Below are 21,104 nucleotides of genomic sequence, written 5' to 3'. Positions count from 1 at the left end.
GTTGCTCCAGGTACTGAACCCGGCGACCGAGGAACTCGTCGCCACCGTCCCCGCCGCCACCCCGGCCGACGTCGACGCCGCCGTCGCCCGCGCCGCCACCGCCCAGCGCGGCTGGGGCGCCGCCGCGCCCGCCGACCGGGCCCGGCTGCTCCGCCGCTTCGCCGCCGTCGTCGACGACCACGTCGAGGAACTCGCCCGCCTGGAGGTCACCGAGGCCGGCCACACCCTCGGCAACGCCCGCTGGGAGGCCGGCAACGTCCGCGACCTGCTCGACTTCGCCGCCGGGGGAGTGGAGCGGCTCAACGGCCGCCAGATCCCCGTGGCCGGCGGCCTCGACATCACGATCCTCGAACCGCTCGGGGTCGTCGGCGTCATCGCCCCCTGGAACTTCCCCATGCCGATCGCCGCGTGGGCCACCGCACCCGCCCTCGCCGCCGGCAACGCCGTCCTCCTCAAGCCGGCCGAGACCACCCCGCTCACCGCGCTCCGCCTCGCCGAACTCGCCCTGGAGGCGGGCCTTCCCGAAGGCCTCTTCCAGGTCCTCCCCGGCACCGGACCCGTCGCCGGGAACGCCCTGGTCGAACACCCCGGCGTCGCCAAGATCGTCTTCACCGGCTCCACCCGGGTCGGAAAGTCGATCATGGCGAAGTGCGCCGACCAGGTGAAGCGGGTCACCCTCGAACTCGGCGGCAAGAGCCCCAACATCGTCTTCGCCGACGCGGACCTGGAGGCCGCGGCGGCGGCCGCGCCGATGTCCTTCCTCGACAACAGCGGCCAGGACTGCTGCGCCCGCACCCGCATCCTCGTCCAGCGGAGCGCGTACGACCGCTTCCTGGAGCTCCTCACCCCCGCCATCGAGGAGATCGTCGTCGGCGACCCCGCCGACGAGCGCACCCAGATGGGCCCGCTCATCTCCCGCGCCCAGCTCGACCGCGTCCGCTCCTACGCCACCGACGATCTCGACGGCATCCGGGGCAAGGCGCCCGAGGGACCCGGCTTCTGGTTCCCGCCGACCGTCCTCACCGGCGTCGCCGAGGACGCGCCCTGCGCCGTCGAGGAGATCTTCGGACCCGTCGCCGTCGTCCTGCCCTTCGAGGACGAGGCCGACGCGATCCGCCTCGCCAACGCCACCGAGTACGGCCTGTCCGGCTCGATCTGGACCCGTGACGTCGGCCGCGCCCTGCGCGCCTCCCGCGCCGTCCGGGCCGGCAACCTCTCTGTCAACTCGCACTCCAGCGTCCGCTACTGGACGCCGTTCGGCGGCTACCAGCAGTCCGGCCTCGGCCGCGAACTCGGCCCCGACGCCCTGACCGCCTTCACCGAAACCAAGAACGTCTTCCTCAGCACGGAGGCCTGAACCGCATGAGCACCGAAGAGATCGTCTGCCGCCGCCTCGTCGGCCGCACCGCCGTCATCACCGGAGCCGGCAGCGGCATCGGCCTCGCCACCGCCCGCCGCCTCGCCTCCGAGGGCGCCAACGTCGTCTGCGCCGACATCGACGAGCGGGCCGGCAAGGCCGCCGCCGAGGAGGTCGGCGGCACCTTCGTCAAGGTCGACGTCACCGACCCGGAGGAGGTCGAGGCGCTCTTCAAGACGGCGTTCGACACCTACGGCTCCGTCGACATCGCCTTCAACAACGCCGGCATCTCGCCCCCCGACGACGACTCCATCCTGGAGACCGGCCTGGAGGCCTGGAAGCGCGTCCAGGACGTCAACCTCACCTCCGTCTACCTCTGCTGCAAGGCCGCCCTGCCCTACATGCGCCGCCAGGGCAAGGGCTCCATCATCAACACTGCCTCCTTCGTCGCCATCATGGGCGCGGCCACCAGCCAGATCTCGTACACCGCGTCCAAGGGCGGCGTCCTCGCGATGTCCCGCGAGCTGGGCGTCCAGTTCGCCCGCGAGGGCATCCGCGTCAACGCCCTCTGCCCCGGGCCCGTCAACACCCCGCTCCTCCAGGAGCTGTTCGCCAAGGACCCCGAGCGGGCCGCGCGCCGCCTCGTCCACATCCCCGTCGGACGCTTCGCCGAGGCCGAGGAGATCGCCGCCGCCGTCGCCTTCCTCGCGAGCGACGACTCCTCCTTCGTCAACGCCAGCGACTTCCTCGTCGACGGCGGCATCTCCGGCGCGTACGTGACCCCGCTCTAGGCGTTCACCCAGAATCCCCCCACCGGACAGCCGGGCGTCGCAAGGCGCCCGGCTGTCCCGCGTACACCCAGGAGAGTGATCATGAACGACAAGCTCCGCGCCTCCGCCGCCGCGGCCGCCCTCGCCCTCGCGGCCACCGGCCTCCTCCCCGCGGCGAACGCCGAGGCGCGCCCCCCGGCCGGGCCCGCCGGATGCCCCACCCTGAAGATCTCCGAGGGCTGGTACGGGCAGAACAAGGCCCGCATCGACGACCTCATCGCCGAGCAATGCGGGGACCGTGGCACGGGCGGGAGGAAGCCCGTCGCGGTCTTCGACTGGGACAACACCGTCATCAAGAACGACGTCGGCGACGCCACCTTCTACTGGCTCCTGCGCAACGACCGCGTCCGGCCCCCGAAGGACGGCGACTGGTCCACCACCAGCCGCCACCTCACCCCCGAGGCCGCGACCGCCCTCGGCCAGGCCTGCCCCACCGGCGTCCGCACCCTCCCCACGGCCACCGACACCCGCTGCGCCGACGAACTCCTCTCCGTCTACGGCTCGGGCACCACCACCGGCGGGAAGACCGCCTTCGCCGGCTACGACCGCCGCCGCACGGAGCCCCAGTACGCCTGGCTCGCCCAGCTCCTGCACGGCTGGACCACCCGCCAGGCCGCCTCCTTCGCCGCCGCCGCCCGCGCCGAGAACCTCGCCGCCCCGCAGGGCGCCACCCAGCAGGTCGGCACGGCCCGGGTCACCGGTTGGGTCCGCTACTACGACCAGCAGCGCGACCTGATCCGCACCCTCCAGGACGGCGGCTTCGACGTCTGGATCGTCTCCGCCTCGCCCGAACCCGTCGTCGACGTCTGGGCGAAGGGCGCCGGCGTCGACCCCTCCCACGCCCTCGGCATCCGCAACACCACCGACCACGGCCGCCTCACCAGCCACCTCAAGGGCTGCGGCACCGTCCGGGACGGCGAGGACACGATGATCACCTACATCGACGGCAAGCGCTGCTGGATCAACCAGGAGATCTTCGGCGTCCGGGGCCCCGCCGCAGAGCGCGTCCAGCCCGCCGCCCGCCGCCAGGTCTTCGCCGCGGGCGACTCCGACACGGACATCTCCTTCCTGCGGGACGCCACCGGGCTGCGCCTGGTCCTCAACCGCAACAAGAACGAACTCATGTGCCGGGCGTACGAGAACGGCGACGGCCGCTGGCTCGTGAACCCCATGTTCATCGAGCCGAAGAAGCAGAAGACGAGCGCGTACCCCTGCTCCACCACCGGCTACACGGCGGGCGACGGCACGGCACAGCCGGTACGGCGCACCGACGGCAGCGTCGTCCCGGACCAGCTGGACACGGTGTTCTAGAGGAAGGTCATTCCCTCGCCCCGGTACGTGGGCACGGCCGACGTCACGCGATCGCCCACGACCAGGTGCAGGCTCTCGAACCGCTCGCACAGCTCCCCGGCCTTCGCGTGCCGGAACCAGACCTTGTCGCCGATCCGCAGATCGTCGGCCGGGGAGCCGAGCAGCGGGGTCTGCACCTCGCCGGGACCCTCCTGGGAGTCGTACCGGAGCCCCTCCGGCAGATACGGGACGGGCAGCCGGTCCCGGCCCGCGGCCCCCGACGCGGGATAGCCGCCGCCGAGGACCGTCACCACGCCCACCCCCGGGCGGCGGACCACCGGCTGAGCGAAGAGCGCGGCCGGGCGCCCGCTGAAGGACGTGTAGTTGTCGAAGAGACGCGGCACGAAGAGGCCCGAACCGGCGGCGATCTCCGTCACCGCGTCCTCGGCGGCCGTGTGCTGCACGCTGCCGGTGCCGCCGCCGTTCACGAACTCCAGGTCCGGCGCCACCGCCCGTACGGCCCGCACCACGGCCGCCCGGCGCTCCGCCAGCTCCCCGCGGGCGGCGGACTGCATCAGCCGGATCGCCCGCGACCTGAACGGCCGGCCCGCCACCGCGTCCCCGACCCCGGCGACATGCCCCTCGTACGCCATGATCCCGACCAGCCGGAAACCGGGGCGCCGCACCACGGAACGGGCCAGCTCGGCCAGGTCCGCCGGGGTCCGCAGCGGCGAACGCCGCGCCCCGACCCGTACCCGGCCGCCGAGCAGCCGGAGCGCGGTGTCCATCTCCAGACAGACCCGCACCTCCTCCGTCCCGCCCGCGCGGGCGGCGTCGATCAGATCGAGCTGCGCCACGTCGTCCACCATCACGGTCACGGCGGCGGCGAGCTTCGGATCCCGCGCGAGCTCCCCGAACCCGGAACGGTCGGCGGAGGGGTACGCGAGGAGGACGTCCTCGAACCCGGCCCGCGCCAGCCACAAGGACTCGTCGAGCGTGAACGACATGATCCCGGCGAAGCCCTCCCGCGCCAGGACCCGTTCGAGCAGCGCGCGGCACCGCACGGACTTGCTCGCCACCCTGATCGGCTTGCCCCCGGCCCGGCGCACGAGGTCCGCCGCGTTGTCGTCGAAGGCCTCCAGGTCGACGATCGCCAAGGGCGCGTCGAGATGAGCGGTGGCCCGGTCGTACCGGGCCCGGTCGGCGGCACGGGGAGTCATGGCCCGAGCTTGCCAGACCGGTTTACGGGTGGGTACCCCTGGGTTCCCGCGTGCGGGGGAACAGCCCGTAGAGTGACGGGCATTGTCGACACGAGCGGGGGGACGGGGATGACCGGCGAGCACCGCGCCACGACCTCCCGCATCACGGACGCCCTGCTCCAGGCCCCGGAGACGGCGGACCGCCCCCAGGCGGAGACGGCGGACCTTCCCGCGGTGGAGACGACGACCCGCCTGCGCCCGATCACGCTGACGGACCCGCCTCCGGCGCCCCAGCCGGGCCGGGTGCCGCCCGCCCGGCCCACGACGACCCCGCCGCCCGCACCGGCCCCGGTGACGCCCGTACGACCCACGGCGGGGACGCCTGTACGACCCGCCGCGGGGACGCCCGCACCGCCGACGCCCCCGTCGACCCGGCCGGGCCCGGTGCTGCCCGCACCGCCGACCGCGCCCCCGTCGCCCCAGCCCGGCCCGGTGCTGCCCGCGCGGCCAAGCCTGACGTCCGCGCCGCCGAGCGCCCCGGCCGCGACGACGGCCGTTCCGCCCGCCCCGCCCCGGCCCACGGCCGCCCGCGCAGGCTCTCCGGACGCCCCCGCACGACCCGTGGCCGCCCCCGACTGGCCCACGGCCGCGCAGGACGAGCCCACCGGCCGTCCCGTCGGGCCTGCCGGGCCGACGGGCGTCGGCGCCCGGGCCACGGCCACGCCCGCCCGGCCCACGGCCACGCCCGCCCGGCCCGTCGTCGCCGGGCGTCCCGGCCCGCACGCGGGCGGTGCCGGCTCCCCACGGGCGCAGGCCCTTCCCCCGTACGCTCTCTCCTACGGCCCCGGTGCCCTCCCGCCCGAGACGCCCGTCGAGGTCACCACGCGTCTGCGGCCCGTGCGGGAGCGGCGTCCCGGGCGGACCCTCGCGGTCGCCGCCTGCGCCGTGCTCGGCTTCGGGCTCGTCGGGGGCGCCCTCGCCGGTGTCTGGCTGGCCGCCGCCGAACCCGGCAAGCCCGCCGAACCCGTCGGCTACACCGAGGCCGAGGACCTCTGGCACGACTCCCCCGTCGACGCCCTCTTCCCCCGCACCCTCGCCGGCCCCGGCGCCGGCCCCGGCGGCGCCGCCCGCACCTGGACCCGGATCGTCGTCGCCCCGGACGCCCCCTGCACCTCCGCCGTCCTCGCCAAGGGCCTCCTCGCCACCGTCGAGCCCCTCGGCTGCGAGCGCGTCCTGCGCGCCACGTACACCGACGCCACCGCCAGCAGCGTGATCACCGTCGGGCTCGTCTTCACCCGCGCCGACGCCGCCACCCAGCGCACCCTCGGCCCGGACCTCACCGCCCGCCTCGGCGCCGACGTCCCCCCGGCCCTCGCCGGCCCCGGCACCGTCGCCGCCCGCTTCGGCGCCCCGCAGCGCGCCGCCTGGTGGCTGAACGCCCCCGCCGACCTCCCCGTCGTCGCCACCGCCGTCTCCGGCTTCGCCGACGGCCGGACCGTCGACGGCGGCCCCGTGCCCGCCGACCGGGCCATGGCCCCGAACCGTACCGACGCCACCTCCCAGTCCGGCCTCGGTCACGAGGCCAAGGGCATCACCGAACGCCTCGTACGCCTGCTGCGCACGGCCGCCACCACGGCCGCCAAGGAGAACGCCCGGTGACCCGACCCACCCACCGCCGCCGGGCCCGCGGCGGCGCGGTCGCCCTTCTCGCCGCCGCCTTCTCCGTCCTGCCCGCCACCACCGCCCCCGCGCACGCCGACACCATCAGGGCCCGCCAGTGGGGTCTCGAAGCCCTCCACACCAGCGAGGTCTGGCGCACCACCAAGGGCAAGGGCGTCACCGTCGCCGTCCTGGACACCGGCGTCGACGCCGACCACCCGGACCTCGCCGGTTCGGTGCTCACCGGACGCGACCTCATCGGCTTCGGCGCCTCGAAGGGCGACCGTGCCTGGGCCCGGCACGGCACCGCCATGGCCGGCATCATCGCCGGGCACGGCCACGGCCCCGGCGCCCAGGACGGCGTCCTCGGTGTCGCCCCCGACGTCCGCATCCTCCCCGTGCGGGTCATCCTGGAGTCCACCGACAAGGCCCGCGACAAGGCCCGCAAGTCCCGGGGCACCGCCCTCGCCGAAGGCATCCGCTGGGCCGCCGACCACGGCGCCGACGTCATCAACCTCTCCCTCGGCGACGACTCCAAGTCCGCCCACCCCGACGCGGGCGAGGACGCCGCCGTCCAGTACGCCCTCGCCAAGGGCGTCTCCGTCGTCGCCTCCGCCGGCAACGGCGGCGAGAAGGGCGACCACATCTCGTACCCGGCCGCCTACCCCGGCGTCATCGCGGTCACCGCCGTCGACCGCTACGGCACCCACGCCGCCTTCTCCACCCGCCGCTGGTACGCCACCGTCAGCGCCCCCGGCGACGACATCGTCATCGCCGACCCCGACCGCCGCTACTACGAGGGCTGGGGCACCAGCGCCGCCGCCGCGTTCGTCTCCGGGGCCGTCGCCCTCGTCCGCTCGGCGCACCCCGACCTCACCCCCGCCCAGATCAAGCGGCTCCTCATCGACACCGCCCGCAACCGGCCGAAGAGCGGACGCAGCGACGCCAAGGGGTACGGGACGGTCGACCCGGCCGCCGCGATCGCCGCCGGCCGACGGATCAGGGGCGGCGACCCCAGGACCACCACCACCGGCTACCAGGGCCGCTACTTCGGACCCGGACCCGTCCCCGCCGTCGAGGAGAGCCGCCCCCTCGGCCTGCTCGCCCCCGTGGCCGGCGGACTCGGCGCCCTGCTCCTCCTCACCGCCGTGATGATCCGGCGCGCCCACCGGACCTCCTAGCCGGCGGCCCGGACCCGCCGGTTAGGCTCGGGGCGTGGCCCTCAAGAACATCCCGGACCCCGGTTTCTCCGAAGACGACGGCACCGCCGACCCGCGCCTCGCCGCGGCCCTCGCGGCCTGGGCGGAGGACAGAACCGCCCACGGTCCCGTCCTCGAAGCCCTGAAGGGGGCCCGGCTCCTCGTCCCCGTGGTGGCCGTCCTCGGCGAGGTCGAGATCGACCCCGTGACGGGTCTGAAGCAGGAGAAGACGAGCGACATGGCCGTCCCCACCCTCACGGCGGGCGACCGGCGGGCCCTGCCGGCCTTCACCTCGATCGCCTCGCTCGCCCTGTGGGACCCGGAGGCGCGCCCCGTCGCCGTGCCCACGCAGCAGGCGCTGGCGGCGCTCGTCCACGAGAAGGCCGACACCCTCGTCCTGGACATGGCCGGCCCCGTGCCGTACCAGGTCACCGGCTCCGCCCTGCTCGCCCTCGCCGAGGGCCGCTCCAGCGCCGACCCGCTCGACGACCCGGCCGTACGGGAGGCCGTGCGCGCCGCCGTGGCCGCCGAGCCTGCGGTGCTCCGCGCCCACCTGGGGCCCGGCACCGCCGACGGCACCGTCGCCCTGGTGCTCGACGCCGACGCCTCCCCGGCGGAGGCCGCCCAGCGGGTGGCCCGTGCCCTGGCCGCCGACGAAACACTGAGGGCCCGCCTGGTGCGGGGCCTCGACCTGGCACTCCTGCCGGCCTCGGCCACGCCTCCTGGCGAGCCCTTCTACGTGAGGTAGGTCCTGGCCGTACACCGGCCTCCAGCCGTACACCGGCCCCGTGGCTGCTGTCTCCCGGGGGCGACCCCCGTGCCCCCGCAGCCCCGACGAGCTCTAGCCGTACACCGGCCCCGTGTACTTCTCGCCCGGTCCCTGGCCCGGGTCGTCCGGGATCAGGGAGGCCTCGCGGAAGGCGAGCTGGAGGGACTTCAGGCCGTCCCGCAGGGGCGCCGCGTGGAAGGAGGACACCTCCGTCGCGCCGGCGTCCAGGAGGCCCGCGAGCGCGTGGATCAGCTTCCGCGCCTCGTCGAGGTCCTTGTGCTTCTCGCCCTCCTCGGTGAGCCCGAGCTTCACGGCGGCGGCGCTCATCAGGTTCACGGCGACGGTCACGATCACCTCGACGGCCGGGACCTCCGCGATGTCGCGGGTCATGCTTTCGAAGTCGGGGGAGTCCGTGGACTCGTTCTGGGGCGTCTCGCTCATGCCCACACGATAAGCGGACGTACGGTTCGCGCCGACCGCCGGGTCCTGCTAACCTTGTGTAACGACCGGCCGGACATCTGCGTGTCCGGCCCACAAGTGGAGGCTCCGTACTCCCACCTGACCACCCTCACGGGTGGCGGGTCACCGGTCAGGTGGCGCCCATCGTTCCGTACGGACGATGGAGCCGCCCGATGTGCGCCCCGCGGTTCACCGTGGTGGTGCTCCGGTTTTCCGTGGAGCCCCGCCTGTGTACTGTACCGGGGCGTTTTTCATGCGCCGGCTCGGTTGGTCTCAGAAACAGACGTTGCGCGTCCGTCCGCCAGGCGGTCGCGTGGTGCTACCGAGGAGGATCCATCAGCGCCGAGCCCCGCATCAACGACAGGATTCGCGTTCCCGAGGTGCGACTTGTCGGACCCAGCGGCGAGCAGGTCGGGATTGTTCCGCTTGCCAAGGCCCTGGAGCTCGCACAGGAGTACGACCTCGACCTGGTCGAGGTCGCGGCGAACGCCCGTCCGCCCGTGTGCAAGCTCATGGACTACGGGAAGTTCAAGTACGAGTCGGCCATGAAGGCCCGTGAGGCGCGCAAGAACCAGGCGCACACGGTCATCAAGGAGATGAAGCTCCGGCCGAAGATCGACCCGCACGACTACGACACCAAGAAGGGTCACGTCGTCCGGTTCCTCAAGCAGGGTGACAAGGTCAAGATCACGATCATGTTCCGTGGTCGTGAGCAGTCCCGCCCCGAGCTTGGTTTCCGACTGCTGCAGCGGCTGGCGTCGGACGTCGAGGAGCTTGGCTTCATCGAGTCCAACCCGAAGCAGGACGGCCGGAACATGATCATGGTTCTCGGTCCGCACAAGAAGAAGACCGAGGCCATGGCCGAGGCGCGTGAAGCCCAGGCCGCACGCAAGGCCGAGCGTCAGGGTGTCTCCGCCGAGGAGACGTCCGAGGCTCCGGTCGCCGAGGCCCCGGTCGCCGAGGCCCCGGTCGCCGAGGCTCCGGCCGACGCTCCGGCCGAGACCCCCGAGGCGTGACCCGACGGGCTGCCACCCAGGCAGCCCTGGGCCCCGCCCGGAACCACCAAACGAAGAATTGACGCTCCCGGATGTCCGGTGCCCGCACCGGGGGGAGCGCCACTGACGAGGAGATACGGCGCGATGCCGAAGAACAAGACGCACTCCGGTGCCAAGAAGCGCTTCAAGGTCACCGGCTCCGGCAAGATCCTGCGCGAGCGCGCCGGCAAGCGCCACCTGCTCGAGCACAAGTCGTCCAAGCTGACGCGTCGCCTCACCGGCAACGCCGAGATGGCCCCGGGCGACGCGGCCAAGATCAAGAAGATGCTGGGCATCTGATCTGATCACCCGCCCTCGGTGACGGGGGCTTCCGGCCAAGTCCGGGACCCATTCGTTTTTCGGGTCGTGTGAGTCCAACCACGACCCCGCTACAAGGAGTTAACAAGTGGCACGCGTCAAGCGGGCAGTCAACGCCCACAAGAAGCGCCGGGCGATCCTCGAGGCGGCCTCCGGCTACCGCGGTCAGCGTTCGCGCCTGTACCGCAAGGCCAAGGAGCAGGTCACCCACTCTCTGGTCTACAACTACAACGACCGCAAGAAGCGCAAGGGCGACTTCCGTCAGCTGTGGATCCAGCGCATCAACGCCGCTGCCCGCCAGAACGGCATGACGTACAACCGCCTCATCCAGGGTCTGAAGGCCGCCAACATCGAGGTGGACCGCAAGATCCTCGCCGAGCTGGCCGTCAACGACATCAACGCGTTCGCCGCGCTGGTCGAGGTCGCGCAGAAGGCCCTCCCGGCCGACGTCAACGCCCCGAAGGCCGCCGCCTGATCTTCCAGGCCGCAGTACTTCTGCCCGGACCCGCAGGCCTCGCGCCTGCGGGTCCGGCGCGTTGACCGCCCCAGGGCCCGTCTGACCATCCCGTCGGATCAGGCCCAGCCGCCGTACCCGACGAGTCAGAGAGCCGCAGGCACATGTCCACCCCCGAGCTGATCTCCCCGCGTTCCCCGCGCGTCGTCGCCGCCCGGCGGCTCGCCAAGCGCAACTTCCGGGGCAAGGACCGCCTCTTCATCGCCGAGGGCCCGCAGGCCGTCCGCGAGGCCGTCGCGCACCGCGGCTCCGGAGGCGAGCCCACCCTCGTCGAGCTCTTCACCACCGTCGAGGCCGCCGAGCGCTACGCCGCGATCGTCGACGCCGCCCGCGCCGCCGGCGCCCGCGTCCACTTCGCCTCCGACGCCGTCCTCGCCGAGGTCTCCCAGACCGTCACCCCGCAGGGCCTCGTCGGCGTCTGCCGGTTCCTCGACTCGCCGTTCGAGGAGATCATCGCGGCCAAGCCCAAGCTGGTCGCCGTCCTCGCGCACGTCCGCGACCCCGGGAACGCCGGCACCGTACTGCGCTGCGCCGACGCGGCCGGCGCCGACGCCGTCGTCCTCACCGACGCCTCCGTCGACCTCTACAACCCCAAGTCCGTCCGCGCCTCCGTCGGCTCCCTCTTCCACCTGCCGGTGGCCGTCGGCGTCCCCGTCGAGCAGGCCGTCGCCGGACTCAAGAGCGCGGGCGTACGGATCCTCGCCGCCGACGGGGCGGGCCAGGACGACCTCGACGACGAGCTCGACACCGGCACCATGGGCGGGCCCACCGCCTGGATCTTCGGCAACGAGGCCTGGGGGCTGCCCGAGGAGACCCGGGCGCTCGCCGACGCCGTCGTCCGCGTCCCGATCCACGGCAAGGCCGAGAGCCTGAACCTCGCCACCGCCGCCGCGGTCTGCCTGTACGCCTCCGCCCGCGCCCAGCGCCCCCGAACCTCCGCCTGAGGGGTCCATTCCGCTGCCCCCGCCCAGTAGAGTGACGCACTCGGGGGCCCACTGCGCTACACGGAGGGGTGGGGAACGGGGATGACGGTCGGCACGGACAGTCCCGCACAGGCACGGAGCGCCGCGCCGCACGCCCCGGAGCAGCCCGGGGCCGGACCCGAGCCGCCCGAGAGCGGCCGGCCGCAGCCCGAACCCGCGACGATCGCCGGATCCGCATCCGCGGAGCCCGCCGCATCCGCGGCATCCCTCGGATTCGCCGGGCTCGACCCCGACGACCTGCCCGACGGTCTCGTCATCGCCGACGAGACCGGCCGCGTCGTCAGCTTCAACGCCGCCGCCGCCCGCATCACCGCCGTACCCGGCGACCGGGCCCTCGGCCTCCCCCTCGACCGGGCGCTGCCCCTGGAGGACCTCAAGGGACGCCGCTGGTGGGCGCTGACCGATCCGTACGGCGGTCTCTCCACCCGGCGCGGACAGCCCGAGCGGAACCTGCTGCTCCCCGGCGGCCGCGAGGTCCTCGTCTCCGCCCGCTACGTCCGCGAGCACCCCACCGGGCCCGTCCGCCGCGTCGTGGTCTCGCTGCGCGGCACCGAGGCGCGCCGCCGCACCGAGCGCAGCCACGCCGAGCTCATCGCCACCGTCGCCCACGAACTGCGCTCCCCGCTCACCTCCGTGAAGGGCTTCACCGCCACCCTCCTCGACAAGTGGGAGCGGTTCAACGACGAGCAGAAGCGGCTCATGCTGGAGACGGTCGACGCCGACGCCGGCCGCATCAAGCGGCTCATCGCCGAACTCCTCGACATCTCCCGGATCGACTCCGGCCGCCTCGAAGTGCGCCGCCAGCCCGTGGACATCGCCGCCGCCGTCGGCCGGCACATCCAGGTGCACATCACCGGCGGCCAGTCCCCGGACCGTTTCTTCGTACGGATCAGGCCACGGCTGCCCGCGCTGTGGGCCGACCCCGACAAGATCGACCAGATCCTGGGGAACCTCCTCGAAAATGCGGTGCGCCACGGCGACGGAACCGTCACCATCGAGGTGGCACCCACCACGCTGGGCGACGACGGAGAAGAGGGGACGGAGGTCACCGTGAGAGACGAGGGACCCGGTATCCCCGAAGCGTCGATGAGCCGCGTCTTCACCCGCTTCTGGCGGGGCAGCAAACGCGGCGGCACCGGCCTCGGCCTCTACATCGTCAAGGGCGTCGTCGAGGCCCACGGCGGCACCATCACCGTCGGACGGGGCCCCCGTGGCGGGGCCGAGTTCCGATTTATCCTGCCCGTCGGCACCCCGGCCCACCTCCTCTGACGTCTCAGCAGTCGAGACCGTACGAGATCAGGAGCCGCCCGGCCTGCCCACGGGCTCATTCGCGTCCCCGCGCCCCGTTAGACTCGTCCTTTGGCACGTTTGCGCCCTTGACGTCGAGCGGGGCCGCCCAGCCAGCCAACGGAAGCACGGGAAGAGATGTCCGCACCCAATAAGTCGTACGACCCGGTTGAGGTCGAGGCACTGAAACCGGAAGAGATCGAGCGCATGCGGGACGAGGCGCTCGCCGCCTTCGCCGCCGCGGGCGACCTCGACGCGCTCGCGCACGCGAAGACGGCGCACACCGGTGGCACCTCGCCGCTGGCGCTCGCCAACCGGGAGATCGGCGCCCTGCCCCCGCAGGCCAAGGCCGCCGCCGGAAAGCTCGTGGGCCAGGCCCGCGGCGTCGTCTCCAAGGCGCTCGCCGCCCGGCAGACCGAGCTGGAGGCCGAGCGCGACGCGCGCGTCCTCGTCGAGGAGGCCGTCGACGTCACCCTGCCGTACGACCGCGTCCCGGCCGGTGCCCGGCACCCGCTGACCACGCTCATGGAGCGCGTCTCCGACGTCTTCGTCTCCATGGGGTACGAGGTCGCCGAGGGCCCCGAGGTCGAGGCGGAGTGGTTCAACTTCGACGCCCTGAACTTCGTCCCGGACCACCCGGCCCGGCAGATGCAGGACACCTTCTTCGTCGAGGGAACCTCCGCCGACGGAAAGGCCACCACCGGCGACGAGTCCGGCGTCGTGCTCCGTACGCACACCTCGCCGGTCCAGGCCCGCACGCTCATCGACCGGGAGCCCCCGGTCTACGTCGTGTGCCCCGGACGCGTCTACCGCACCGACGAGCTCGACGCCACGCACACCCCGGTCTTCCACCAGATCGAGCTGCTCGCCGTCGACGAGGGCCTGACCATGGCCGACCTCAAGGGCACCCTCGACCACATGGTCCAGGCGCTCTTCGGCCCGGACATGAAGACCCGGCTGCGGCCGAACTTCTTCCCCTTCACCGAGCCGTCCGCCGAGATGGACATGCTCTGCTACGTCTGCCGCGGCGAGTCCGTCGGCAACCCGGACCGTCCCTGCCGCACCTGCGGCAGCGAGGGCTGGATCGAGCTCGGCGGCTGCGGCATGGTCAACCCGAAGGTGCTCGTCGCCTGCGGTGTGGACCCCGAGAAGTACAGCGGATTCGCCTTCGGGTTCGGCATCGAGCGGATGCTGATGTTCCGCCACAACGTCGACGACATGCGAGACATGGTCGAGGGTGACGTCCGGTTCACCCGGCCGTTCGGGATGGAGATCTGATGCGGGTCCCGCTTTCTTGGCTGCGGGAGTACGTCGACCTGCCGGCGACGGAGACCGGCCGCGACGTCCAGGCCAAGCTCATTTCGGCAGGCCTCGAGGTCGAGACCGTCGAGCAGCTCGGCGCCGGCCTGACCGGCCCGCTGGTGGTCGGCAAGGTCCTCACCATCGAGGAGCTGACGGACTTCAAGAAGCCGATCCGCTTCTGCACCGTCGACGTCGGCCAGGCCAACGGCACCGGCGAGCCCCAGGAGATCATCTGCGGCGCCCGGAACTTCGCCGAGGGCGACAAGGTCGTCGTGGCCCTGCCCGGCGCCGTGCTCCCCGGAGACTTCCGGATCGCCGAGCGCAAGACGTACGGCCGCGTCTCCCGGGGCATGATCTGCTCCGGTGACGAGCTCGGCATGGGCGACGACGGCACGCACGGCATCATCGTGCTGCCGCCGGAGCACGAGGTCGGCACCGACGCCACGGTCCTCCTGGAGCTGTTCGACGAGGTCCTCGACATCGCCGTCACCCCGGACCGCGGCTACTGCCTCTCGATGCGCGGTGTCGCCCGCGAGACGGCCACCGCCTACGGCCTGCCGCTGCGCGACCCGGCGCTCCTCGACGTGCCCGCGCCGAACTCGTACGGCTACCCGGTCCAGATCACCGACCCGATCGGCTGCGACCGCTTCACCGCGCGCACCGTCGTCGGCCTGGCGCCCGAGGCCCGCTCCCCGATCTGGCTGCAGCGCCGCCTCCAGAAGGCCGGCATGCGCTCGATCTCGCTGGCCGTCGACATCACCAACTACGTGATGCTGGAGCTCGGTCAGCCGATCCACGCCTACGACCGCAACCGGCTCGACGGCCCCATCGGGGTCCGCCGTGCCGAGGCCGGCGAGAAGATCACCACGCTCGACGGCACCGTGCGCGTCCTCGACGCCGCGGACCTCGTCATCACCGACAACCGCGGCCCGATCGGCATCGCGGGCGTCATGGGCGGGGCCAACACGGAGATCGCCGACCCGGTGACCGACCCGGAGACCGGGATCGTCACCGGCAGCTCCGAGGTCGTCATCGAGGCCGCGCACTTCGACGCGATCTCGATCGCCCGCACGGCCCGCCGCCACAAGCTGTCCTCCGAGGCGTCCAAGCGCTTCGAGCGCGGGGTCGACCCGCAGGCCGCCGCCGCTGCCGCGCAGCGCTGCGTCGACCTGCTGGTGCTGCTCGCGGGCGGCACGGCCGAGGCCGGGGTCACCGAGGTCGCGGCCCCGTCCGCGCCCCGGACGATCGCCATGCCGGCGAACCACCCGGACACGGTCGCGGGCGTCGACTACGGCCGCGAGACCGTCGTCCGCCGCCTCCAGGAGGTCGGCTGCGACGTCTACGGCCAGGACGAGCTCGTCGTCACCGTGCCCTCGTGGCGCCCCGACCTCAACGCGCCGAACGACCTCGCCGAAGAGGTCATCCGGCTGGAGGGCTACGAGAACCTGCCCTCCACGCTGCCGAAGCCCCCGGCCGGCCGTGGGCTCACCGAGCGCCAGCGCGTCCACCGCCGCGTCGGCCGCGCCCTGGCCGGCGCCGGCTACGTCGAGGCGCTGAACTACCCGTTCATCGGCGAGCAGGCCCTCGACCAGCTCGGTCTCGACGCGGACGACGACCGTCGCCGCCTCGTGAAGCTGGTCAACCCGCTCTCGGACGAGGAGCCCGCGCTCCGTACGACCCTGCTCCCGGGTCTGCTCGGCGCGCTCCGCCGCAACGACAGCCGCGGCAGCCACGACCTGGCGCTCTTCGAGACCGGTCTGGTCTTCCGGCCGGGCGACCAGCCGGGCGTCGCCGTCCGCCTGGGCGTCGACCGCCGTCCCACCGACGAGGAGATCGCCCGCGTCAACGCCGCGCTGCCCGCGCAGCCGCGCCGCGCCGCCGTCGTCCTCGCCGGTGCGCGCGAGCAGGCCGGCTGGTGGGGCAAGGGCCGTCCGTCCGACTGGGCGGACGCCGTCGAGGCCGGCCGGACCGTGGCCGCCGAGGCCGGGGTCGAGCTGATCATCAGCGCCGACCAGCACGCGCCCTGGCACCCGGGCCGCTGCGCCGCGTTCCACGTCGAGGTGGACGGCGAGAAGGTCCTCGTCGGCCACGCCGGCGAGCTCCACCCGCGCGTGGTGAAGGCGTTCGGCCTGCCGGCCCGCGCCTGTGCGATGGAGATCGACCTGGACCTCCTGGAGAAGGCGAACGAGGGTCCCCTGAAGGCCCCCCGGATCTCCTCCTTCCCGGTCGCCACCCAGGACGTCGCCCTGGTCGTCGCCTCCGGCGTCCCGGCCGCCGACGTCGAGGCCGCCCTCACCGAGGGCGCGGGTGAACTCCTGGAGTCCATCCGGCTGTTCGACGTCTACACCGGCGACCAGCTCGGCGAGGGCAGCAAGTCCCTCGCGTACGCGCTGAAGTTCCGTGCCACGGACCGGACGCTGACGGTCGACGAGGCCAGCGCGGCCCGCGACGCCGCGGTGGCCCTGGCCGCCGAGCGCACGGGCGCGGTCCTGCGCGGCGCCTGACCGGCACCGCGAGCAGCACGCCGAGCAACACCAGGAGGGCCGCCCCGGGGATGGCGGTTTCTAGCGGTCGTTGCAACACGTGGTTGGTTGTCTAGGCCGCGAGCAGTTTATGCAGGCGCTCGGCTGGGGTTTCCCAGCCGAGCGTTTTGCGTGGGCGCCGGTTGAGCTGGTCTGCGACGGCGACGAGGTGTTCGGGGGTGTGGACGGACAGGTCGGTGCCCTTGGGGAAGTACTGCCGCAGCAGGCCGTTGGTGTTCTCGTTCGAGCCTCGCTGCCAGGGGCTGGCGGGGTCGCAGAAGTAGACCGGGATGTCGGTGACGAGCGTGAACTCGTGGTGGCGGGCCATCTCGCTGCCCTGGTCCCAGGTCAGGGACCGCGCGAGATGGGAGGGCAGGGTCTGGGCGGTGGCCGCCAGGGCGCCCAGGACGGCGTCGGCTCCGTGGTCGTTCGGCAGGTGCAGGAGCATCACGTAGCGGGTCGCGCGCTCCACGAGGGTGCCGATCGCGGACTTGCCGTCCTTGCCGATGATCAGGTCGCCCTCCCAGTGGCCGGGCACGGCCCGGTCATCCGCCTCGGCCGGACGATCGCTGATCATGACCATCGGGGTGGTGAAGCGGGGCTGGCGGCTGTTGGCCTGCCGCTGGGGCCTGCGGCGGGCCCGCCCGGAGCGCAGGGCGCCGGCGAGCTCACGCCGCAACTGTCCCCGGCCCTGGACGTAGAGCGCCTGGTAGACGGTCTCGTGGACCACGTGCATCTCCGGCCGGTCGGGGAACTTCTGCCGCAGAGCCTGGCATATCTGTTCCGGGCTCCACTTCTCGTCCAGCATCGCCTGGACGGCGTCCCGCAGCTCGCGGTTGCGGAGGATCTTGCGGGGTTTGGGGCGGGGCCGGCGGGAATCGGCGCGGGCCTGGGCCGCGTGCGGCCGGTAGTGCCAGCGGCCGCGGGTCCCCTCGGTCCGGTTGCGGCGGATCTCCCGGCTGACCGTGGACGGACTGCGGCCCAGCTCGGCGGCGATCGCCCGCACCGTGGCCTTCTCCCGCAGCCGGTCCGCGATATGGATCCGCTCGTCCTCACGCAGATACCGGGAAGCACGGGAAGGCGGCGCCACCATGCGCATCGGTGGTGCCGCCTTCTGCCGCCGGTCGGCGCTGCGGCCGTTGAGCCACTTCCGGCCGGTCCGTGCATCGATGCCGACGATCCGGCATGCCTCGGCGTTGCTGTGTCCCTGCTGCATGAGCCGGGAGTATGCCTCTCGCTCCCGGCTCAGCTTCACAGGTCCCTGGGCCGTCCGGATCTTGCGGATCTCGAAGTTCATCGCATCCCCTGAACTGGGGTGTTGCAACGACTCCTAGAACCCAAGGATTCCCGGGGCGGCCCTCCGCCGTGTACGGGCCGGAGCCGCATGCCGTGTCCGGGCAAGAACCTCAAGCGGGTGCCCGCCGGTACCGCATGCGAGGTACGGGGCCGGATCCCCCTGCCCTCCGCGCGGGCCCGGAATCCGTACGCTCGCGCGGGATCCGGTCGTCCGTGCGCGTGGCGCAGCCCTGGCGGAGGGCGGCGCGAGAGGGGCGCTCACTCCTTCGGGTGAGATCGCCGGGGGGTGTTCCACGGGGGACCGCGGGGTCGGCAGAATCGACGCGGCCACAGGGGCGGACCTGTGGGCCGCAGGGCCTTCGGGCGCTGTCGGGGCTCGGGAAGGGCCGTGCATGATCCGTACCAGGTCGTTGCTCGCCGATGGCTCCCGGCTCCGCCGGCTGGCCCCGCTCGCTCTTCCCACCGCCTGGGGTTCCGTGGCCGTGGCGTGGAGGTTCGGCTGTCCGCTGGCCCGGCAGCCGGGGCTGCCCATGCGGATCGCCACCAGTGTCGTCTTCCTCACCGTCGGCATCGGCCTGGTGCTGGGCCTCCGCCACGGGCTCGTGCGGGAACTGGCGCGGGTCCGGGCCGTCGCCGCCGCCACCCAGCGGGTCCTGCTGCGCCCGCCGCCGGCCCGTCTCGACGGCCTCGCGCTGGCCGCGGGGCAGCTGTCCGCCTCCCGGGGCGCGTCCGTCGGCGGGGACCTGTACGAGGCGGTGGCCACCCCGTACGGCGTGCGGATCGTCATCGGGGATGTCCGGGGCCACGGGCTCGCCGCGCTCGGCGCGGTGGTCGCGGTGCTCGGCAGCTTCCGCGAGGCCGCCCACGACGAGCCCGAACTCGCCGGTGTGCTGCGGCGGTTGGAGAGGGCCCTGGAGCGGCATCTGAGGGAGCGCGCACGGGACGAGCATCCGGCGACGGCGGGCGCGGAGCCCGAGCACCCGGTGGCGGAGGAGTTCGTCACCCTGCTGCTCGTGGAAGTCCGCCCCGACGGCCGCCTGGCCGTCCTCAACTGCGGTCACCCCGGCCCGTACCGCCTCGGACCGCGGGTGGAGCGGCTCCCGGTCGGGGTCCCGCTGCCGCCGCTCGGGGTGCTGCCGCTGCCCGCCGGGATCGTGCCGTACGCGGCGGGCCGGCTGCTGCCCGGCGAGACGCTGGTCCTGCACACCGACGGCGCGGAGGAGGCCCGTGACCACCGGGGCCGGTTCTTCGCGCTCGACGCCGCCCTGGCCGGGGTGCCCGGCGAGGCGCCCGCCGCCCTGGTCCGCCGGGTCCAGACGGCGCTGCTGCACCACACGGGCGGCCGGATCGCCGACGACATCGCGCTGCTCGTCGTGCGCAACGACCGTGTCCGGGTGCCGGCGCAGCCCGCCGAACCCGGGCTGCGCCGCCCCCGGCCCGCCCCCTCCTCCCACTGCTGAGCGGAGGGGGCCGGGACCGGCGTCGCCCGCCCCGCCACGGAGTGTCGGGCAGATCAGCGGAGCGGGCGACGCGGACCGGGCGGCCGCACTGTACGAGGGGGAGCCGGCGGCCCGGTCGTCGCCTTGCGGCGAGAAGCACAGTCAACCGGGGCCGGGACGAGCGTGGCAGAGTACGCGGACCGGGAGAACGGGTACTTCGTTCACACCCCGTGCGAAATCGGCCGCCGCTACGCTGAGTTCACCGAGCGTGCGGAGCGGCCACGCGAGCCACCGGAGCGGTCATGCAGCCCAACACCTTGCTCGACGCCCTGCTCGACGAAGCGGGCGTCTCGAACGCCGGCCTGGCCGCCCGGGTGAACCGGGCGGGCCGGGCCCGGGGCCTCACCCTGCGGTACGAACACACCGCGGTGGCCCGCTGGTTGAAGGGGCAGCGGCCGCGCGGCCAGGTGCCGGACCTGATCTGTGAGGTCCTCGCCGCGCGGCTGCGCCGGCAGGTGACCCTGGACGACATCGGCCTCGGCGTGCCGGGCAGCCCGCCGCCGGCGGCCGGATCGCCGCTGTCGGGCTTCGTGGAGCGGGCGGCCGCGCTGTGGCGCTCCGACGAGCAGCAGCGGCCGCACATAGTCGCCGCCCCGGCCGTGACCGGCACCCCGGCGGTGATGCCGGTGTGGGAGTGGGAGAACCCGCCGGAGGACGTGGACGTCTCCCGTACGGGCCGGACGACGGTCTCGGCGGCCGACATCAGCGTCCTGAGCGCGGCCCGCTCGCACTACGAGCAGATGTACCGCAGGGCCGGCGGCATCGCGACCCGCGCCCGGATCGTCGGCTTCCTGAACACCGAGACCGCGCCGCTGCTCCGGGGCACGTACAGCGACGCGCTGGGGCGGCGGCTGCACCGGGCCACCGGCGGGCTGGTCGCGGTGGCCGGGATCTGCGCGTACGACGCGGACGCGCACGGCCTCGCCCAGCGCTACTTCCACCAGGCGCTGCGGCTGGCGAAGGCGAGTGGGGACCGGGGGCTCGGGGCGTACGTGATCGCGCTCCTCGTCAACCAGTCGCTGTTCATGGGGGAGTACCGGCAGGCGGTGGCGTTCGCGGAGGCGGCGCTGCGGGCGGCGGGGTCGCAGATCACCCCGGCGCTCGCCGCCGACCTGACGGCGATGCAGGCGAAGGCGTACGCGCATCTGGGTGACGGGGCGGCCGCGCTGTCCTGCATCCGGCGGGCGGAGGCGGCCGCGGGGCGGATCAGCCCGGGGGAGGAGCCGGTCGAGACGGGCTACGTCCAGCCGGGGTTCGTCAACGTCCAGGTGGCCGAGGCCCTGCTCGGTCTGGGTGATCTCGCCGCGGCCCACGAGCATGCGTCGGAGGCGGTCGGGACGCCCTCGCACGACCGGGGCCGGGTGCACCGGCTCGCCATGCTGTGTCAGATCGAGCTGCGGCAGGGGGAGGCCGACCGGGCGGCGCGGACGGCGGTGGAGATGACGGAGCGGGCGCGGGGGATGGAGTCCCGGCGGCTGAGGGACCGGCTGACGCAGGTGCGGGAGGGGCTCCTCGCGAGCGGCGGCGGGGATGCCCGGGAGGCCGCCGCTCTCATCGACGGGGCGCTACGCGTTCCCCTGTGAGCCG

The 21,104-nt window shown here is 73.6% G+C and carries 18 protein-coding genes; 15 read left to right on the top strand and 3 right to left on the bottom strand.

The features are described 5' to 3' along the window. Position 1 precedes the first annotated feature (1 nt). The 3 genes from ACN9MM_RS08250 (at position 2) to ACN9MM_RS08240 (ending at position 3,498) form a co-directional block, all read left to right on the top strand. Entirely contained in the window at positions 2-1,357 is a 1,356-nt protein-coding gene (locus ACN9MM_RS08250) for an aldehyde dehydrogenase family protein (protein ID WP_426363011.1), read from the top strand. Between the two features lie 5 nt (positions 1,358-1,362). After that, entirely contained in the window at positions 1,363-2,148 is a 786-nt protein-coding gene (locus tag ACN9MM_RS08245) for a 3-oxoacyl-ACP reductase (RefSeq protein ID WP_426363010.1), read from the top strand. Positions 2,149-2,229: 81 nt separating this feature from the next. Continuing rightward, on the top strand, positions 2,230-3,498 hold the full coding sequence (locus ACN9MM_RS08240; protein WP_426363009.1) for a haloacid dehalogenase-like hydrolase: 1,269 nt from the start codon (positions 2,230-2,232) through the stop codon (positions 3,496-3,498). On the opposite strand, the gene ACN9MM_RS08235 is transcribed toward ACN9MM_RS08240, so the two are convergent. Then, a complete protein-coding gene (locus ACN9MM_RS08235) occupies positions 3,495-4,697 on the bottom strand; it encodes an amino acid deaminase/aldolase (RefSeq protein ID WP_426363008.1) in 1,203 nt (400 codons plus the stop codon). The two genes, ACN9MM_RS08240 and ACN9MM_RS08235, sit on opposite strands and share 4 nt — an antisense overlap. A 108-nt stretch (positions 4,698-4,805) precedes the next feature. Between ACN9MM_RS08235 and ACN9MM_RS08230 the strand changes: the two genes are divergently transcribed. Genes ACN9MM_RS08230 through ACN9MM_RS08220 form a run of 3 tightly spaced genes read left to right on the top strand, consistent with a single transcriptional unit; the run spans position 4,806 to position 8,282 of the window. After that, a complete protein-coding gene (locus tag ACN9MM_RS08230; protein WP_426363007.1) occupies positions 4,806-6,335 on the top strand; it encodes a hypothetical protein in 1,530 nt (509 codons plus the stop codon). Further along, positions 6,332-7,516 carry a type VII secretion-associated serine protease mycosin gene (gene mycP, locus ACN9MM_RS08225; RefSeq protein ID WP_426363006.1) on the top strand — a complete coding sequence of 395 codons (1,185 nt, stop codon included), beginning with the start codon at positions 6,332-6,334 and terminating at the stop codon, positions 7,514-7,516. The genes ACN9MM_RS08230 and mycP overlap by 4 nt, the downstream gene beginning before the upstream one ends. Before the next feature lie 34 nt (positions 7,517-7,550). Continuing rightward, a complete protein-coding gene (locus ACN9MM_RS08220) occupies positions 7,551-8,282 on the top strand; it encodes an SseB family protein (RefSeq protein ID WP_382867134.1) in 732 nt (243 codons plus the stop codon). Between the two features lie 93 nt (positions 8,283-8,375). On the opposite strand, the gene ACN9MM_RS08215 is transcribed toward ACN9MM_RS08220, so the two are convergent. Beyond that, on the bottom strand, positions 8,376-8,744 hold the full coding sequence (locus ACN9MM_RS08215; RefSeq protein ID WP_426363005.1) for a DUF1844 domain-containing protein: 369 nt from the start codon (positions 8,742-8,744) through the stop codon (positions 8,376-8,378). Between the two features lie 353 nt (positions 8,745-9,097). Here ACN9MM_RS08215 and infC point away from each other — a divergent pair, with 353 nt between their 5' ends. The 7 genes from infC (at position 9,098) to pheT (ending at position 16,704) form a co-directional block, all read left to right on the top strand. Continuing rightward, positions 9,098-9,778: a translation initiation factor IF-3 gene (gene infC / locus ACN9MM_RS08210; protein ID WP_383661014.1), complete on the top strand. Its 681-nt coding sequence runs from the start codon at positions 9,098-9,100 to the stop codon at positions 9,776-9,778. Between the two features lie 123 nt (positions 9,779-9,901). Then, the gene (gene rpmI, locus ACN9MM_RS08205; RefSeq protein ID WP_015032399.1) at positions 9,902-10,096 is read left to right on the top strand and encodes a 50S ribosomal protein L35; all 195 of its coding nucleotides are present in this window, start codon (positions 9,902-9,904) and stop codon (positions 10,094-10,096) included. 106 nt (positions 10,097-10,202) lie between these two features. Next, positions 10,203-10,589: a 50S ribosomal protein L20 gene (gene rplT / locus ACN9MM_RS08200; protein ID WP_017241732.1), complete on the top strand. Its 387-nt coding sequence runs from the start codon at positions 10,203-10,205 to the stop codon at positions 10,587-10,589. A gap of 143 nt (positions 10,590-10,732) precedes the next feature. Next, complete coding sequence (locus tag ACN9MM_RS08195) at positions 10,733-11,572, top strand: TrmH family RNA methyltransferase (RefSeq protein WP_426363004.1); 840 nt, start codon at positions 10,733-10,735, stop codon at positions 11,570-11,572. An 81-nt stretch (positions 11,573-11,653) separates the two neighbouring features. After that, a complete protein-coding gene (locus ACN9MM_RS08190) occupies positions 11,654-12,880 on the top strand; it encodes an ATP-binding protein (RefSeq protein WP_426363003.1) in 1,227 nt (408 codons plus the stop codon). Between the two features lie 156 nt (positions 12,881-13,036). Continuing rightward, positions 13,037-14,176: a phenylalanine--tRNA ligase subunit alpha gene (gene pheS, locus ACN9MM_RS08185; RefSeq protein ID WP_426363002.1), complete on the top strand. Its 1,140-nt coding sequence runs from the start codon at positions 13,037-13,039 to the stop codon at positions 14,174-14,176. Then, positions 14,176-16,704 (top strand): phenylalanine--tRNA ligase subunit beta, encoded by a 2,529-nt coding sequence (pheT, locus tag ACN9MM_RS08180; protein ID WP_426363001.1) that lies wholly within the window; start codon positions 14,176-14,178, stop codon positions 16,702-16,704. Before pheS ends, pheT begins: the two co-directional genes overlap by 1 nt. 91 nt (positions 16,705-16,795) lie before the next feature. On the opposite strand, the gene ACN9MM_RS08175 is transcribed toward pheT, so the two are convergent. Next, positions 16,796-18,019 carry an IS30 family transposase gene (locus ACN9MM_RS08175; RefSeq protein ID WP_426363000.1) on the bottom strand — a complete coding sequence of 408 codons (1,224 nt, stop codon included), beginning with the start codon at positions 18,017-18,019 and terminating at the stop codon, positions 16,796-16,798. 391 nt (positions 18,020-18,410) lie between these two features. Here ACN9MM_RS08175 and ACN9MM_RS08170 point away from each other — a divergent pair, with 391 nt between their 5' ends. Continuing rightward, positions 18,411-19,478 (top strand): PP2C family protein-serine/threonine phosphatase, encoded by a 1,068-nt coding sequence (locus tag ACN9MM_RS08170; RefSeq protein ID WP_426362999.1) that lies wholly within the window; start codon positions 18,411-18,413, stop codon positions 19,476-19,478. A gap of 281 nt (positions 19,479-19,759) precedes the next feature. After that, positions 19,760-21,100 carry a transcriptional regulator gene (locus tag ACN9MM_RS08165; RefSeq protein WP_426362998.1) on the top strand — a complete coding sequence of 447 codons (1,341 nt, stop codon included), beginning with the start codon at positions 19,760-19,762 and terminating at the stop codon, positions 21,098-21,100. Positions 21,101-21,104 lie beyond the last annotated feature (4 nt).

The organism is Streptomyces sp. E-08 (genome assembly GCF_049913095.1).
Taxonomy (GTDB): domain Bacteria; phylum Actinomycetota; class Actinomycetes; order Streptomycetales; family Streptomycetaceae; genus Streptomyces.
This window is presented reverse-complemented; position numbering and strand designations above follow the sequence as displayed.